The 15484-nt window shown below is 66.2% G+C and carries 17 protein-coding genes; 3 read left to right on the top strand and 14 right to left on the bottom strand.

Annotation, left to right across the window (positions count from 1 at the left end):
* The 7 genes from HBJ55_RS13695 to HBJ55_RS13665 all read right to left on the bottom strand — a co-directional run.
* Nucleotides 1-1852: nitric oxide reductase activation protein NorD (locus tag HBJ55_RS13695; protein WP_167115832.1), on the bottom strand; the 1852-nt coding region annotated here is incomplete at its 3' end.
* Between the two features lie 260 nt (nt 1853-2112).
* Nucleotides 2113-2928 (bottom strand): CbbQ/NirQ/NorQ/GpvN family protein, encoded by an 816-nt coding sequence (locus tag HBJ55_RS13690; protein ID WP_167115829.1) that lies wholly within the window; start codon nt 2926-2928, stop codon nt 2113-2115.
* A gap of 57 nt (nt 2929-2985) precedes the next feature.
* On the bottom strand, nt 2986-4332 hold the full coding sequence (locus HBJ55_RS13685; protein ID WP_167115826.1) for a cbb3-type cytochrome c oxidase subunit I: 1347 nt from the start codon (nt 4330-4332) through the stop codon (nt 2986-2988).
* Nucleotides 4333-4370: 38 nt separating this feature from the next.
* On the bottom strand, nt 4371-4823 hold the full coding sequence (locus tag HBJ55_RS13680; protein WP_167115823.1) for a c-type cytochrome: 453 nt from the start codon (nt 4821-4823) through the stop codon (nt 4371-4373).
* Nucleotides 4824-5083: 260 nt separating this feature from the next.
* On the bottom strand, nt 5084-5404 hold the full coding sequence (locus HBJ55_RS13675; protein WP_167115820.1) for a carboxymuconolactone decarboxylase family protein: 321 nt from the start codon (nt 5402-5404) through the stop codon (nt 5084-5086).
* 87 nt (nt 5405-5491) lie between these two features.
* Nucleotides 5492-5884, bottom strand: coding sequence for a SirB2 family protein (locus HBJ55_RS13670; RefSeq protein WP_206022607.1), 393 nt, complete (start codon nt 5882-5884; stop codon nt 5492-5494).
* A 30-nt stretch (nt 5885-5914) separates the two neighbouring features.
* Entirely contained in the window at nt 5915-7117 is a 1203-nt protein-coding gene (locus HBJ55_RS13665; RefSeq protein WP_167115817.1) for an NnrS family protein, read from the bottom strand.
* Nucleotides 7118-7391: 274 nt separating this feature from the next.
* Between HBJ55_RS13665 and HBJ55_RS13660 the strand changes: the two genes are divergently transcribed.
* Nucleotides 7392-7868: a hypothetical protein gene (locus HBJ55_RS13660; RefSeq protein ID WP_167115814.1), complete on the top strand. Its 477-nt coding sequence runs from the start codon at nt 7392-7394 to the stop codon at nt 7866-7868.
* 85 nt (nt 7869-7953) lie between these two features.
* On the opposite strand, the gene HBJ55_RS13655 is transcribed toward HBJ55_RS13660, so the two are convergent.
* From HBJ55_RS13655 to HBJ55_RS13625, 7 genes are all read right to left on the bottom strand, one after another.
* Nucleotides 7954-9471 (bottom strand): cytochrome D1 domain-containing protein, encoded by a 1518-nt coding sequence (locus HBJ55_RS13655; RefSeq protein WP_167115811.1) that lies wholly within the window; start codon nt 9469-9471, stop codon nt 7954-7956.
* Nucleotides 9468-10319, bottom strand: a complete 852-nt coding sequence (cobA, locus tag HBJ55_RS13650) for a uroporphyrinogen-III C-methyltransferase (RefSeq protein ID WP_167115808.1) — start codon at nt 10317-10319, stop codon at nt 9468-9470. The genes HBJ55_RS13655 and cobA overlap by 4 nt, the downstream gene beginning before the upstream one ends.
* 79 nt (nt 10320-10398) lie before the next feature.
* On the bottom strand, nt 10399-11610 hold the full coding sequence (gene nirJ / locus HBJ55_RS13645) for a heme d1 biosynthesis radical SAM protein NirJ (RefSeq protein ID WP_167115805.1): 1212 nt from the start codon (nt 11608-11610) through the stop codon (nt 10399-10401).
* Nucleotides 11611-11639: 29 nt separating this feature from the next.
* Nucleotides 11640-12188, bottom strand: coding sequence for a siroheme decarboxylase subunit beta (gene ahbB / locus HBJ55_RS13640; protein ID WP_167115802.1), 549 nt, complete (start codon nt 12186-12188; stop codon nt 11640-11642).
* Nucleotides 12163-12639: an Lrp/AsnC family transcriptional regulator gene (locus HBJ55_RS13635; protein WP_240936113.1), complete on the bottom strand. Its 477-nt coding sequence runs from the start codon at nt 12637-12639 to the stop codon at nt 12163-12165. Before HBJ55_RS13635 ends, ahbB (HBJ55_RS13640) begins: the two co-directional genes overlap by 26 nt.
* The gene (ahbB, locus tag HBJ55_RS13630) at nt 12636-13154 is read right to left on the bottom strand and encodes a siroheme decarboxylase subunit beta (RefSeq protein WP_167115799.1); all 519 of its coding nucleotides are present in this window, start codon (nt 13152-13154) and stop codon (nt 12636-12638) included. The genes HBJ55_RS13635 and ahbB (HBJ55_RS13630) overlap by 4 nt, the downstream gene beginning before the upstream one ends.
* Nucleotides 13151-13624, bottom strand: coding sequence for an AsnC family transcriptional regulator (locus HBJ55_RS13625; protein WP_167115796.1), 474 nt, complete (start codon nt 13622-13624; stop codon nt 13151-13153). Before HBJ55_RS13625 ends, ahbB (HBJ55_RS13630) begins: the two co-directional genes overlap by 4 nt.
* Before the next feature lie 224 nt (nt 13625-13848).
* Between HBJ55_RS13625 and HBJ55_RS13620 the strand changes: the two genes are divergently transcribed.
* Nucleotides 13849-14214 (top strand): c-type cytochrome, encoded by a 366-nt coding sequence (locus tag HBJ55_RS13620; protein ID WP_167115793.1) that lies wholly within the window; start codon nt 13849-13851, stop codon nt 14212-14214.
* Nucleotides 14215-14218: 4 nt separating this feature from the next.
* Nucleotides 14219-15421, top strand: coding sequence for a cytochrome D1 domain-containing protein (locus tag HBJ55_RS13615; protein ID WP_167115790.1), 1203 nt, complete (start codon nt 14219-14221; stop codon nt 15419-15421).
* The last annotated feature ends 63 nt before the right edge of the window (nt 15422-15484 follow it).

Genomic DNA, 15484 nt, shown 5'->3' with positions numbered 1-15484 from the left:
GGTGCGGCACATAGCGGTGCCCCTCGCTGTCGACGGTGACGCCGAATACCCTGACCTCCTGCTGGCGCGCCTCGAGCACCGCGCGGCGGGTGTCCTCGATACCGTAGCGCCCCTCGTAGTAGTCGGTGTCGTTGGGCTTGCCGTCGGTCAGCACCAGCAGCAGGCGGTGACGGTTGGGGCGCTTGGCGAGCTCCTGGGTCACATGGCGGATCGCCGGTCCCATGCGCGTGTAGTGGCCCGGCTTGAGCGCGGCAATGCGCCGCCCCACGCGGTCGCCCATGGGCTCGTCGAAGCCCTTGAGCGTATTGACCCACACCTTGTGGCGGCGGTGCGAGGTGAAGCAGTGGATGGCGTAGTCGTCGCCGCAGCCAGCAAGGCCATGCCCCAGCACCAGCAGCGCCTCCTTCTCGACGTCGAGCACGCGCCGGTCCTCGAGCCAGGCCTCGGTGGAGAGCGAGACGTCGATCAGGATCGACACCGCCAGGTCGCGGGCCTGTTGGCGCGCCGCCAGATAGAGCCGGTCGCTCGACTCGCCGGTGGCCGCCAGGTCGCAGCGCGAGCGAATCACCGCGTCCATGTCGAGTTCAGTGCCGTCGAGCTGGCAGCGCAGGATCTCGCGACGCGGGCGCAGCGCCTCGAACTCGCGACGCACCTTGCGGATGCGCCGCCGGGTGGCCTCGTCGGGCTCCCACTGCTCGCCCTCCTCGCTCTGCACGTCGCTCAGGACCACGCAGTGATCGGGCAGGTAGATCTGCTTGCGGTGGTGCCATTCGGGGTAGGTGTGGCGCCCACTCTGGCGCCCGCCGCTGGCTTCGTCGGGGGCCAGGTCGAGGTCGAGATTGAGCCGCGAGGCGGCCCGCTTGCGGTTGGGGCTGAGCACGATCTCTTCGATCTGGTCGGCGGCCTCCTTGGCCGTCTCCTCCTCCTCGTCCTCGACGTGGCGGTTGAGGTTCACCATCTCGGCCCAGGAGAGCATCTTCTCAGAAGCGTTGAGCATCAGCGGGTCATCGCGGTCGGCCTGGTCCTGCTCGCGGCGCTCGGCCTTGCGCTTGCCGCCATCGTCGCTCTGCTGGTCGCGCCGCACGGTGATGTCGGAATCGTCATCGAGGGCCTCGCGTTCGCCGTCACGAGTGCCCAGCGCCACCACGTCACCCCACAGCGGCACTGGCAGCGGCGGGCGATAGTCGCGCGGGGCGCGGAAGTCGTCCAGCGGCAGGCTCGGATCGAGAATGGCGTCGTGCATGGCAAGCGCCCATCCGGCCCGGGGCGTCGGGCCGCCCAGTTGGGCGAGCAGGGCCGATTCGAGTGCGGCTTCCATGGGCGGCAGGCGCTTGCGCTGCGGACGCACCGCGAGCAGTGCCCGGCACAGGCGGGCATGGCGTTCGGCCAGCCCCGGGAAGCGTTCGAGCACCGCCCCGGTGGTTCGGCGCGCCAGGCGCAGGACCTGCAGGTCGCGCTGCAGCGGATCGTCGAGCCTGGCCGGAAGCTCGCCCAGGGCAAGATAAGCGGTCAACCACAGGTAGAGGTCGCGGTTGAGCTCGGCTTGGGGGAACAGGGCGATGCGCGGCGGCAGCAGCAGGTGCTCCTCGTCGCGGCGTGCCTGGTCCAGCGGCTCCTCGTCCAGGCCCAGACGCTGGCGCAACGACAGCCGATGGCTCGAGTTGCGCCGGGCGATGGCGGCCACCTCGACGCCGGCCTCGCCGCCGCCGCTGCGGAAGAACACGCCGAGCATGGTACGCAGCGAGTCGAGGCGTACCGCCGCCTCGGGGTGGTCGGGGTAGCTGGCCGCACTGGAGGCCCAGCGGTGCCAGCGGCGACCGACGAACTCTTCGACCTCTAGAAAGTCCAGCATGCATCATCTCCTGGCAAATAATCGGGGCTGATCCGGCGGCAGGCCGTCGAGGAGGCGCTGTGAATACATCCTTGTACGCTACCTACGCCCTGCTTCGCTCTCGCATCCTGCTCCGCTTGCAGGGCCAGTGCTGGCCATCCATGGCCAGCCCGTTCGGAGCAGTGCTCCTCACCCCTGGCGTAGGACCTCCTCTTTGGCCTGCCCCCGGCGCCCCTCGCGTGGGCAGGTACCGATCATCCAGTGACGCGGCAACAGTGTGGTTAACCAAAGGTGGCTTTGATCGCTTCCATCAGCCCCTGCTGGACGTCCTGGTCGTCCGACAGTGGCTCGACCAGGGTGGCGCAGGCGGCGTCGAGGATCGGCATGCCGGCGTTGATCAGCGTGGCGCAGTAGACCAGCAGGCGCGTGGAGACGCCCTCCTCCAGGTCTTGCCCCTTCATGGCGCGCAGGCTGGCGGCCAGGTTGACCAGCGCGGCGCAGCGATCGAACGCCAGGCCGCTCTCGCGGGCGACGATCTCGCATTCCACCTTGGGCGGCGGGAAGTCGAACGACATCGCCACGAAGCGCTGCCGGGTGCTCGGCTTGAGCGACTTGAGGATGTGCTGATAGCCGGGGTTGTAGGAGACCACCAGCATGAAATCGTCGGGTGCCTCGAGCAGCTCGCCGGTACGCTCCAGCGGCAGCAGCCGGCGGTCGTCGGTCAGCGGGTGCAGCACCACGGTGACGTCCTTGCGCGCCTCGACCACTTCGTCGAGGTAGCAGATGCCGCCCTCGCGCACGGCGCGGGTCAGCGGGCCGTCGACCCAGCGGGTCTCACCGCCCTGCAGCAGGTAGCGGCCGGTGAGGTCGGCGGCGGTCAGGTCGTCATGGCACGACACGGTGAACAGCGGCCGGCCTAGCTTCGCCGCCATGTGGCTGACGAAGCGCGTCTTGCCGCAGCCGGTCGGTCCCTTGAGCAGCAGCGGCAGGCGCTGCCGGTAAGCCTGCTCGAACAGGGCGCACTCGTTGCCGACCGGCTCGTAGTAGGGCAGCTCCTGCTCGAACTTTTGGGCGGAAGCGGTAGCGATATGGGACATGGGCGTCACTCCAGGGGAAGGCTCGATGGGGCGCTTGCGCACCCCATCGAGTAACGGTCACTCGGTAGCGGCCAGGGGCCGGCTGGAAGCGGGCACTTGCTCGCGTGCGGGACCGAAGAACGAGTAGATCAGCATCACCGCGGCGATGGTCACTGCCACGCCGGTACCCAGGCGCATGATGAAGAACAGGTCGAGCTGGCTCTGCACCTGCATGTAGTTCATGCCCAGTACCCGCTGCAGGTGCGTCTGCACGACACCGGCGAAGGTCAGGGTGAAGGTCATGAAGCACATGGCCGAGGTCATGATCCAGAAGCCCCACATGTTCAGCACCTGGTTGTAGGGCTGGCTGCGGCGGATCTGCGGCATGGCGTAGGTGATCACACCGAGGATCAGCATCACATAGGCGCCGTAGAAGGCCAGATGCCCGTGCGCGGCGGTGAGCTGGGTGCCGTGGGTGTAATAGTTGATGAACGACAGGGTGTGCATGAAGCCCCATACGCCGGCGCCGAAGAAGGCGATGGTCGGGCAGCCCAGCGCCCACAGCATGGCCGCCTTGTTGGGATGGTTACGGCTGCCCTTCCAGAACATGTAGAAGGCGAACACCACCATGGCGAAGAACGGGATCACCTCGAGGGTCGAGAAGATACTGCCGATGGGCTGCCAGTAGCTCGGCGCGCCGATCCAGTAGTAGTGGTGACCGGTGCCCAGCAGGCCGGAGAACAGCGACAGACCGACGATGACGTAAAGCCACTTCTCGATGACCTCGCGGTCGACGCCGGACATCTTGATCAGCAGGTAGCCGAGCAGCGAGGCCATGATCAGTTCCCACACGCCTTCGACCCACAGGTGCACGACCCACCACCAGTAGAGCTTGTCCACCGCCAGGTTGGAGGGGTTGTAGAAGGCGAACAGCCAGAACACCGCCGCCAGCCAAAGGCCCAGCATCAGCACCAGGTTGATGGCCGTCTTGCGCCCCTTGAGCAGGGTCAGGCTGGTGTTGAACAGGAAGATCAGGTACGAGATGGTGATCAGCACCTTGACCCAGAACGGCTGCTCGAGGAATTCGCGGCCCTCGTGGATGCCGAACTGGTAGCCCACCAGGGCCGCCGCACCGGCGAAGGCGAAGATCGCCAGTTGCACGTAGGCCAGACCGGGGCTGTGGATTTCCTGCTCGGCCTCTTCCGGCATCAGGTAGTAGGTGCAGCCCATGAAGCCGATCAGCAGCCACACGATCAGCAGGTTGGTGTGGCTGACGCGCATGATGTTGAACGGCATCAGCTCGGCCATGAAGTGGGGGGCCACGTAGACCGTTGCTGCCAGTAGACCGAAGACGATCTGCAGTGCGAACAGAGCCATGGCCACGGCGAAGAATGGCAGGGCCACCTTCTGGGTTTCGTATTTCATCGTATTCGTTCTCCTTGCCTCAACCCGGATTCACCGCCTCAGCCGGCGGGGTGCGGGGGCCAGTTCTGGTCGTCGATGGAATCGGTCCACTCGAGGAAATCGATCAGCGCGGTCATCTCCTCGTCGGTCAGGTCGAAGTACGGCATCTGGCGACGCCCCGGCGCCCCGGTCGGCTGGGCGCGCATCCAGGCAGTTATTGCCATGCGCGCGCCCTCCGGGTTGGTGTGGCCGCCATAGCGCTCCCAGACGTTGGCCAGCTCGGGAGCGAAATAGGCGCCCTCGCCCATGATGCTGTGGCAGTTGATGCACATGTTCTCTTCCCACACGTGCTTGCCGAGCTCGACGGACTCGGTGAGCCCCTCTTTGTCGGTGGACTTGGTCACCATGTACCAGTGGCTGTGCGCCGTCAGCGCGGTGAACAACAGGAAGAAGAACAGCGAACCGCCATAGAAGATGTTGCGGGCCGCCGCCTTGGTGAGGCCTTCGGTCATGGGCCATCCCCCCTTGCTAGTGTTGACTTGCTACGGGACCTGCGACCGAGGTCGGCGTCCCACCCCTTTAAAGATGTATCTTTTATGCATGTTTAGATTAGCAGCACCGAGCGGAGCCAGACATTGACGCTGGTCAATACGCAGGTAAAGAGAGGGGAAAACGGCGGATATAGCGGGCTTGGCGGCCCTGTGTCGGAATGTCGCACGGCGGGCCGAGGCGCCCGCCGTGCGGAGAAAGACTCATGGACAGGCTCCGTTCCTTAGCGCCTGTCGGTGATGTCCTCGATCCAGGTCAGCGCCGCCACCCCGGCCGGCAGCCCCAGGGTCGGGATCGCCAGCATGGCCACCTGCTTGAGCGCTTCGGGCTCGATGCCCTCGTCGAGTGCGCGGCGCATATGCGAATGCACGGCCCCTTCGGAGCCGCCGCCGACCGCCAGCGCCAGCTTGATCAGGCGCCGCGTGCGGGCATCCAGCGGGCCGGCCTCGGCGCACGCCTTGCCCAGCGAGGCAAAGGCGCGCCACACCTCGGGATAATCATCGGCCACCTTGCCGGCGCCGGAGGGAAGTTCTTGATTGGCCATGCGGTTTTCCTCGCCTTGTCGTGAATGTCTCGGCAGGTTTCAGTATAGAAGCCCAACCCGCCGGGAAAAGCGCAGCTCAGGTGTACGTCAGAAAGGCCAGAAGAACAGGGCGTTCTTGGTTATGGCCGCCCCCAGCATATAGCCGAAGACCACGACCGCAGCCAGCGCCGCGAGCGCGCGCGTCTGCGGCGTACGCCCGCGCTTGATCGCCACCGTACCCAGCAGGATATAGCCGAACAGGGCCAAGAGCTTGGCCGCGAGCCAGGGATGCTGGTGCGGCCACATCGAGAGCATCACCATCAGCGTGAGGCCCAGCACCAGCAGCAGGGTGTCGTTGACGTGGGGCAATATCCTGACCCAGCGCCGCTGGAGCAATGTGACCTCGCGCACCGACCACCAGGCCCGCACGATAAAGAAGGCGATGCTCAGCACCGCGGTGGTCATGTGCAGGTGCTTGATCAGTGCATAGTGTTCGATCATCGACTGGCTCCGGTTATCCCTTTCGCCCGCCTAGCCCTCTTGGCCATCCACACGAGCGCTCAATAGCGGCAGCGTATAGTGAAACAGGAAGATGAGATAGGCGATACACCAGAACAGGATGCTCAGGTTGTAGACCCAGTGGGTGATCTGCGGAAAAGCGGCGAGTATCGGCGAGCGCAGCAAGGCGGCGGCGAACATCAAGCCAAGGCCCACGCCAATGCCCGGCAGGGTGCGAATGACGCGCCCCGTATGGCCGAGCGACACCCGCGCCATCATCGCCAGCATCATGGAACCGATACCGCCGATAGCCAGGGCGTGCACGGCGAGCTCGACACGGAACGCCCCCAGCAGTGCCATGGCCCACATCGCCAGACCCACCGGGACGAAGGCGTAGCTCAGATGCAGCCCCCACAGCAGCGGCTCATGCAGCGTGCGATGGCCCTCCCAGCGCGCCAGGCGCATGAAGCTGGTGCTCGCCGCCACCAGCATCACCACGGCTTGCAGCGCCGCAGGCACCGCGAGGCCGAACAGAACGACGAGCTGCAGCACCACCACCGCCACTACCGAGCCCAGGGTCAGCTTCTCCAGCCGCGGGATCGGCGCCGGCTGCGGCCGCCCCAGCTTGCGCGAAGTGAAGAAGGGGATCACCCGGCCGCCGAGGAGTACCATCAGCACGGCGATCAGCAGCACCGCCAGGTAGGCGCCCTCGCGGATCCACTCGACCTTGCCTTGGGCCACGCCGAGATGCATGGCCAGGTTGGCCGTGGCCAGCAGCAACATGACCGGGACGAACATCAAATTGCGCCACAGCTTCACCGACAATACCAGACGTGCCATGACCAGTGCCGCCAGCGGCAGGAAAGCCAGGTCGATGGTCGCCAATTGCCACATCGGCAGCTCCATGGGAAACGCCAGCAGCAGCCGCGCCGCCAGCCACAGCGCCACCAGACCGAGCAGCGGCGCACCGCTCACACTCTTGCGGCCGGTCCAGTTCTGCACCGCAGTCAACAGGAAGCCGACCACGACGGCAGCGCCGAAGCCGAACAGCATCTCGTGCTGGTGCCACCACATCAGGCCGCCGTGTGGCCGCAGCAAGATGTCGCCGTGCCAGAACGCGAACCACACCACCATCGCCAGCACGCTGAACAGCGACGCCAGCAGGAAGAACGGGCGAAAGGCCAGGCGCGCCACAGGGAGGCGATTCAGGCTTGCAACGAAGTGCGGAGGTTTCATGACGATATATCCGACTTGAACGCTAGGACATGCTCATTGTGCAACTCATGGCACGCAAGAGTTATGACAAGCATCAAGAAGCTGCAACACGAGCGACGCGTGGCTGCAACCTGAGACCTTCAGCATAAAGCACGATCGCCGCACCGGTCCTCGACATGAAGCCAGGTCGGAGCGGCGGGCCCGCTTGGCAAACGTCAATGACAATACGCCCAAAACACGACTCAACGCACTCGCCGGTGCCGCTGCGCGGCATCGATCCGCCAGGGAGGCTCACATGTCCGCTTTTTCGCTTGCGCTGACTACGCACGATCCGCTGCCGCAGGGGCAGCTCATGCAGGTCTGCCACCATGAGTATCGCGAACTTCGTCGCCACCGTAGCCTGGCGCTGGGCTTCCTGCCGAGCCGGCTGGATATCAGCCTGATCATGGCGCTGTTCGGCATCGAGTGCGAGCAGCGCCTGCTAGATCTCCATCGCCTGGCCGAGCGCATGCAGGTCTTCGCCGGTGCCTGGGAACGCGAGCCACAGCGTACGGTCGCTCCCCACGACACCTTCCGCGACCAGGTCTTCGTCGACGACGACGCGGCCGTCCGCGTCCTGCTGGCCCGGGCCCAGGCCGACACCCGGCTGTCGCTGCACTTCTACGAGAGCCAGCTGGCGGTGTGCTGCACCCTGGAGATGCGCACCCTGCTCGAGCGCTTCCTCAAGCAGTACCGGGCGGCCCAGCGTATCATCGAGGAGCTGGCGGCCTGAGCGTCGGCCCCGCCCGGGAAGCGCCGCACCATTGCCGAGCGACGGTTGACCCTCTCTCTTCCGTCGTGGCCGGGGCCGCGCTTCCCTAGTGGCTGGTGCCCTCCTCATACTGGGTCCTGTTCCACACATTGTACTTGCCCGAGGGCTTGTTCATCGGCATGCGCCCCAGCTCCTCCAGCGTATTGGCGTCGAGCCACAGCAGGTAGCCGTCCTCGTCCCAGACGCTGAGCAACAGCGTCTCGCCGCGGCGGTCGAACTCCACGTGGGCGGCGGTCTTGCCGGGCTCGGGAATCAGCGTCTCGACGATCTCCAGGGTCCGCTTGTCGATCACGTGAACGCGGTCGTGGTTGGGGCCGAAGAAGACGTCCACCCAGGCGTAGGGCGAGTTGGCGTGGCTGCGCATGAAGAAGCCGGGGCCGTCGGTCTCGATCTGGGCGATCGGCGACCAGTCACTCATGTCGAACACCGACACCAGGCCTCGGTCGATGTGCGGCATCGCCATCACCCGGCGCCCGTCGAGCTCCCAGGTGATGCCGGCACCCAGGTGCGGCATGCCCTCCAGCGGAAGGTCGGCGACCTTGGCTTCGCTGTCCAGGTCGAACACCTGCCCGCCCTGGCCGCCGCGTGCCGCCCCCACCAGGTAGCGGTACTCGGGGTCGAAGAAGAAGTCGTCGAGGTAGTCCGGTGCCGCCATGCGGTGCAGGGCGAAGTCACCCACCAGCGGCTCGTCGCCCTCGGCCAGCGCCTCGGGCCAGCGGATTTCCCACACCTCGGGGATGTCCTTGAGCGCGACGACGAAGCTGTTGCGCGGCGGCGCGGTGTAGACGGCGCTGACCCGCGAGGTGTCGCCGTCGAGCCCCTCCACCGGAATGCTGGCGATCAGCTCGAGGTTGCGCGCATCGAGCAGCACCAGCGAATGAGGCAGGTAGCTGCCGGCCAGCACGTAGTTGCCATCGGCGGAGACGGCGATATTGCGCATGTTGATGCCGGCACGCACCTCGGCGGTGACCTCGAGGTTGTAGATGTCGTACTTGGTGACCCAGCCGTCGCGGGAACCGAAGTAGACGTAGCGGCCATCGGGCGAGTACTTGGGCCCGCCGTGCAGGGCGTAGCGGCTGGGAAAGCGGGCGATGCGCTCGAAGCGGTCGCCGTCGAGCAGGCTGACGTGGTGGTCACCGAGCTCGACAACGACGAACAGGTTCTTGAGGTCCTCGACCTCGAACACCGGCTCGTCGGGCAGCGTCCCGTGGTAGTGGTTGATCACGTGGCTGGCGCGGATGTCCTCCTCCGTCCAGCTCGGCTCGACCTCGGGCCGCGCGTAGATCCACTCGGCCAGAGCGCCGACCTCGGCCTCGTCGAGCATCTCGTCGAAGGCCGGCATCTGGGTAGCGGGGCGGCCGTCGCGGATCACCTCAACGGCCTCGGCGGGCTTGAGCCGGGAGAGGTTGTCGGACAGCAGCGCGGGGCCGATCCCACCCAGCCGGCCGACGCCATGGCACGCCGAGCAGTGCTGATGGTAGAGCATGGCGGGGTCGGCAGCGTCGGCCCAGGCCGGCAGGGCAGGTCCCAGCAGGGCACAGAGCAACAGTGTGGGTCGTATCACAGCGCCAGCCTCCTCGCATCGAGGCTATCGGCAGCAAGGCGGGTGAGCCGCGTCATGCCCGGCGCCAGGGTGTCGGCCAGGCGAACTATCTCGCCCACCACGATCAGCGTCGGCGGCTTGAGCGCTTCGCGCTCGATCGCTTCCTCCAGGTCGCCCAGTGTGGTCAGCACGTGGCGCTGCTCGGGGGTCGTGCCGCGTTCCACCAGGGCGACCGGATGATCCGCCGGCAGACCGTGGCGCTGCAGTTCATGACTGATCAGGGCGGCATTGGCCAGGCCCATATAGAACACCGCGGTGTGGTGCGACACCGCCAGCGCGGACCAGTTCAATGCCAGCTCTCCGTCGGCCTTGGCATGGCCGGTAACGAAGGTCACGCTCTGGGCGTGGTCGCGATGGGTCAGCGGAAAGCCCGCGTAGCTCGAACAGCCTGACGCCGAGGTGATCCCGGGCACCACGCGGAACGTGATGCCGTGTGCGATAAGGTATTCGGCCTCCTCTCCGCCGCGGCCGAATATGTAGGGGTCGCCGCCCTTGAGCCGCAGCACACGCCTGCCTTCCTGGGCCAGCTTGACCAGCAGGGCGTTGGTCTCCTCCTGGGGCAGCGAGTGGTGGCTCGAGGCCTTGCCCACGTAGTAGCGCTTCGCCTGAGGACGCGCCATGGCCAGCACTTCCTGCGACACCAGACGATCAAAGACCAGGCAGTCGGCCTGCTGCAGCAGCGACAGGGCACGTAGGGTCAGCAGGCCCGGATCGCCGGGGCCCGCGCCGACGATGGCGACCTCGCCGGGGGCCAGCGGCGCCTCGTCGAGGGCGAAGCTCAAGTGTCGCGAATGGCTATGTATGGTCATGGTCGGCCTCTCCCCGAAGCGTCAACGCGGTCCTGCAATCTTTTTGTGGCAATACTTTTTATCTCGGAGCTTGTCGGCATCAGAGCTCAACGGCCTGGATGACGCAGGGCGCGGCCACGCGACGCTGTCGGCCTGCTTCGACGCCGATCTCCTCGTTGCTGAGGTAGCAGCCGGGGTCCTCCTCCCAGGGGTCGCCGGTCATCTTCCATGCCCGCACGCGGGTGTTGCCGTTGCAGATGGAAAGAAAGCGACACTCCGCACAGCGACCCTTGAGCGGCCTGGGGCGCTGGCGGAAGCCCTGCATCAGCGCATCCTGGCTGTCGCGCCATATCTCCGAGAACGGACGCTTGCGCACGTTGCCGAGGTCGTGGTCCCACCAGAAGGTATCCGGATGCACCGTGCCCAGGTTGTCGATGTTGGCGATGTGCTCCCCCGAGGCGTTGCCGCCCCAGTCGATCAGCCGGCGCTCCAGCGCATCGACCCGGTCGGGGAAGTGCTCGTGGGCCCACATCAGCAGGAAGGGGCCGTCGGCGTCGTTGTTGCCGGTGACGTACTCGCGCTCGACGCCGCGCTCGAGTTCGTCACGGCAGTGGTCGAACAGCCGCGTCATGGCGTCGCGGGTCATCTGGTACCAGGCGTCCTGCTTGCGGTGGCGGTGGCCGCGCCCGCCATAGTTGAGGTGCGAGAGATAGAACTTGTCGACGTCGTGCTCGTCGATCAGTGCGAGGATGTCGTCGAGCTGCTCGTAGTTCTGCTGGGTCAGGGTGAAACGCAGTCCCACCTTGATGCCGTGCTGCTTGCACAGCTTGACGGCATGCATCGATTCGCGGAACGCGCCCTGGCGGCGGCGAAACTCGTCATGCGTCGCTTCGAGGCCGTCGATGCTGATGCCCACGTAGTCGTAGCCGCACTCGGCGATGCGCGCGATGTTTCGCTCGTCGATCAGGGTGCCGTTGGTGGAGAGGCCGGTGTAGATGCCGAGCTGCTTGGCGTGCCGGGAGATCTCGAAGATGTCCGGGCGCATCAGCGGCTCGCCACCGGAGAGAATCAGCGCCGGCACCCGGAACCGCTTGAGGTCGTCGAGGACGCTGAAGACCTCCTCGGTGGAAAGCTCGCCCTTGAAGTCGATGTCCGCCGACACCGTGTAGCAGTGCTTGCAGGTCAGATTGCAGCGCCGGATCAGGTTCCAGATCACCACCGGACCAGTGGGCTTGCGGGCGGGCCCTATCGTTTCAAGACCGGGGGGATTGGGCTCGAGCAGCGACTTGACGTAGCGGGTGACACGGAACATGGAAACCTCCTCTGGGCGCGGCACCAGCCTCAGCGCGGCCGGCCGGACGAGCGGGCAAGCCGCAGGCCGGTCTTCTTGAGAATGCGTGAGCTGTACAGGATGCGATGGTCGCGGCAGGCATCGCCGAGCCGTTCGCGCAGCACCTCGGCCTGCTGCTCCACTTCGTCCTGGCTGCGCCCGTGGAGCATGACGAACAGGTTGTAGGGCCATTCGGGCAGGTGTCGCGGGCGCCGGTAGCAGTGGCTCACGCCAGGGATCCCGGCCACTTCGCGACCGAGCCGCTCGACATGGGCATCGTCGACATCCCATACGGTCATGCCGTTGGCCACGTAGCCCAGGCGGTAGTGGTTGGGTACCGCGGCGATACGACGAATCACGCCGCTGTCGATCATGCGCTGCATGCGTGCGCGCACCTCATTTCCGGCCAGGCCAAGCGGTTTGCCCACCGCGCTCCAGGGGTCCGGTACTAGCGGCAGGCCGGCCTGGGTGGCCAGTACAATGTCGCGGTCGAGTGGGTCCAGGCCATCCAAGAAGCCTGCAACGGGTACCGGTTCAGACGGGCAGGTGGAGACGGACATGGAATTCCTCCTGCTTGGGCATGTTGAATACGACCAGACCGGTGGCGGCTTCGATCGCTTCGATCACTTCGGCAATTCGCTGCGGCGTTTCGGTGGCCAGCACGAACCACATGTTGAGGCGATGCTCGCGGCGGTAGTTGTGGGCCACTTCGGGGAAGGCGTTGACCGTCTCGGTCACTCGCTCGAAATCGGCTTCCGGCACCTCGAGGGCAGCCAGGGTCAGGCCGCCGCCCAGGCGTTCAGCGTGGTACATGGGCCCGAAGCGGCTGAGCACCCCGGCTTCCAACAGCCGCTCCAGGCGATAGAGCAGCTCTCCTTCGGAGAGCGAGAGCTCGGCGGCCACGGCGGCATAGGGCGACGGCACCAGCGGCAACCCCTGCTGCAGGCGGTTGACGATGCGGCGGTCGGCAGCGTCCAACTTGGCCGGCTTGGGCCGATGGGCAACGTTCATGGCTGATCCTCGTGGATATAGCGGCCACCGCACTGCTTGTAGGCCTTGAGGCTGAACAGCACGCGGCGAGGCATGTCCTGCAGCGCCTGACGCTCGACGATGTCATCGAGCGCCGCCAGCACTCGCTCGCGCCGGGTACCGTGGATCATGCAGAAGAGGTTGTAGGGCCATTCGGGCGGGCAACGTCGTCGGCGATAGCAGAGCGTCACGGCGGGCTCCGCGGCCAGCCGTCGGCCCACCTCGGCCACGGCAGTGTCGGGCAGGTCCCACACCACCATGGCGTTGGCGCGGATGCCCAGGGCGTGATGGCGAACGACCAACCCCATCCGCTTGATCAACCCCTCCCGCTGCCAGCGTTCGACCCAGGCCAGCACTTCGGCTTCGCTCATGCCGCACTGCTCGGCCAACGCTTGCCAGGGCCGTTCGGTCAGCGGCAGGCCGCCTTCGAGTAGGGCCCGCAGCCGCTGCGGGTCGACCTCGCCATGGCTATCGGCATGCGGTGATGGCAGGCTCATGATGCCTCCAGCTCGTCCCAGGGAATCGGAAAGCCGAGATCGATGTGATAACCCTCGACCATCGGCAGGCGCAGCAGCGGCTGGCCCAGCTCCTCTTCCAGTGCCTCGAGGCGCGCCTCGAGCTGCACCTCGTCGGCGGCGGTCATCACGAACCAGAGGTTGTAGTCGTGTTCTCTTGCATAGTTGTGATTGACGCCCGGCGAGCGATTGATCGCCGCCGCTACCGCGTCACGCTCGGCCTCGGGTACTGCCAGCGCCGCCAGCAGGCTGGCGCCGGCCCGGACATGATCGAACACCGGGCCCACCCGGCTGAGCACTGCGCGCTGCAGCAATGACTGGAGACGTTCGACAACCTGGGCTTCGCTCGCATCCAGGCGCTCGGCCATGGCGGCAAAGGGTCGCTCACACAGCGGCAAATCACGCTGGTAGGCATCGATGAGGCGGCGGTCGAGTTCGTCGAGTGCGGCCATAAGCAGTCACCGGAGGTCGATGGAGGCATGATCTTAAGCGGTATCTTACATGCCACATCAGCTCTGAAAGCTGCCATCGGCCGTGCCGTTGACGCAAGTCAAAAGACCCTGGCGACTTGCCAAGAGCTTGATGACGGTCAAGGCGATGTCTTGCTCGGGGCGGGACACTGCGGCGACGGCCCACTCCCTGCGTGGCCCCACCGTTATGCTTGCACGAGGTTCCCATGAAACCGTCGGCCTTGAGGTTGCTGTTCTGCGCTGCCCTGGCCTTGCCGGCCCTGGCAACCGGCGATGCGCTCAGCCCCGAACGCCAGACCGAGCTGGAAACCCTGCTCTACCAGGACTGCGGCTCCTGCCACGGCATGACCCTGCGTGGCGGCCTGGGACCTTCGCTGCCCCGCGACCGTATGGCAGGTTTCACCACCGAGGCACTCGCCCACATCATCCTGCAGGGCATCCCGGGCAGCGCCATGCCGGGCTGGAAGGCGCTGATCAGCGAAGCGGACGCACGCTGGCTGGCCGAGCATCTGCAGACCGACAACCCCCTCGAGACGCTGGCCGTACCGCCACGCCCCGGCGAACAGGAGTGACCCAATGCCGCTTCTCCCTTTCAAACCCTTGCTCGTCGCCGCTGCCCTGGCCCTGCTGAGCGTTCAGGTGAGCGCCGAGCCCTTGCCCGAACTGCGCGGCACCGGCGACCTGGGCGTGGTGATCGAGCGCGCCAGCGGCAGCGTGGCGCTGGTCGACACCACCCGCCGCGAGGTGCTGCGCCACATCGAGGGCTTCGGTGATCTCTCCCACGCCTCGGTGAAATTTACTCGCGATGCGCGCCACGCCTTCGTCTTCGGCCGCGACGGCGGGTTGACCAAGCTCGACCTGCTCACCGGCGAGATCGTCGGACGCATCATCCAGTCGGGCAACAGCATCGGCGGCGCCATCTCGCAGGATGGCCGTTTCGTGGCGGTGGGCAACTATGAGCCGGGCGGGGTGAAGGTCTTCGACACCCAGACGCTGGAACTGGTGGCCGACGTGCCGGCCGACTACGCAACGCCGGACGGCGGCACCGCCCAGGCCAAGGTCGTGGGCCTGGTCGATGCCCCCGGCAATCGCTTCGTCTTCAGCCTGTTCGAGGCCGGCGAGATCTGGACCCTGGACATGAGCGACGACGAGCCGGTGCTAGACAAGTATCGCGACGTGGGCAAGGAGCCGTACGACGCCCTGATTACGGCCAACGGGCGCTACTATATTGCCGGACTGTTCGGCGAGGACGGCATGGCCCTGCTCGACCTATGGCATCCCGAGAACGGCGTGCAGCGCATCCTGCCCGACTATGGCCGCGGCGAGGAACGCCTGCCGGTGTACAAGATGCCGCATCTGGAGGGCTGGGCGATGGCCGGCGACCTGGCCTTCTTCCCCGCCGTGGGACGCCACGAAGTGCTAGTGGCCGACAGCGACGACTGGTCGCTGGTCGGACGCATCCCGGTGCAGGGCCAGCCGATCTTCGTCATGAGCCGCCCCGACGAGCGCCAGGTGTGGGTCACCTTCGCCCACCCCGACAACGGCCGGGTTCAGGTGATCGACACCCAGAACCTCGAAGTGATCGAGACCCTGGCGCCTGGAGAATCGATCCTGCACAAGGAGTTCACCCCGCGCGGCGAGCACATCTGGATCTCGGCGCGGGACAGCAACCAAGTCGTGATCTACGACACCCGTACCTTCGAGGAGCTCGCGCGCCTGCCCGCCGAATCGCCGAGTGGGATCTTTTTCACCCATCGGGCCCATCAGATCGGCCTGTAGACAAATGCCTGCGCGAGCGAATCGCTGCGTTGCACGGTGCGCGGAATCCTCACCTATACCCCA

Origin of the sequence: Billgrantia bachuensis (assembly GCF_011742165.1) — a bacterium.
GTDB classification, from domain to species: Bacteria; Pseudomonadota; Gammaproteobacteria; order Pseudomonadales; family Halomonadaceae; genus Halomonas; species Halomonas bachuensis.
Note: the sequence above shows the minus strand (reverse complement) of the source record. Positions and strands in the feature narration are given on the sequence as shown.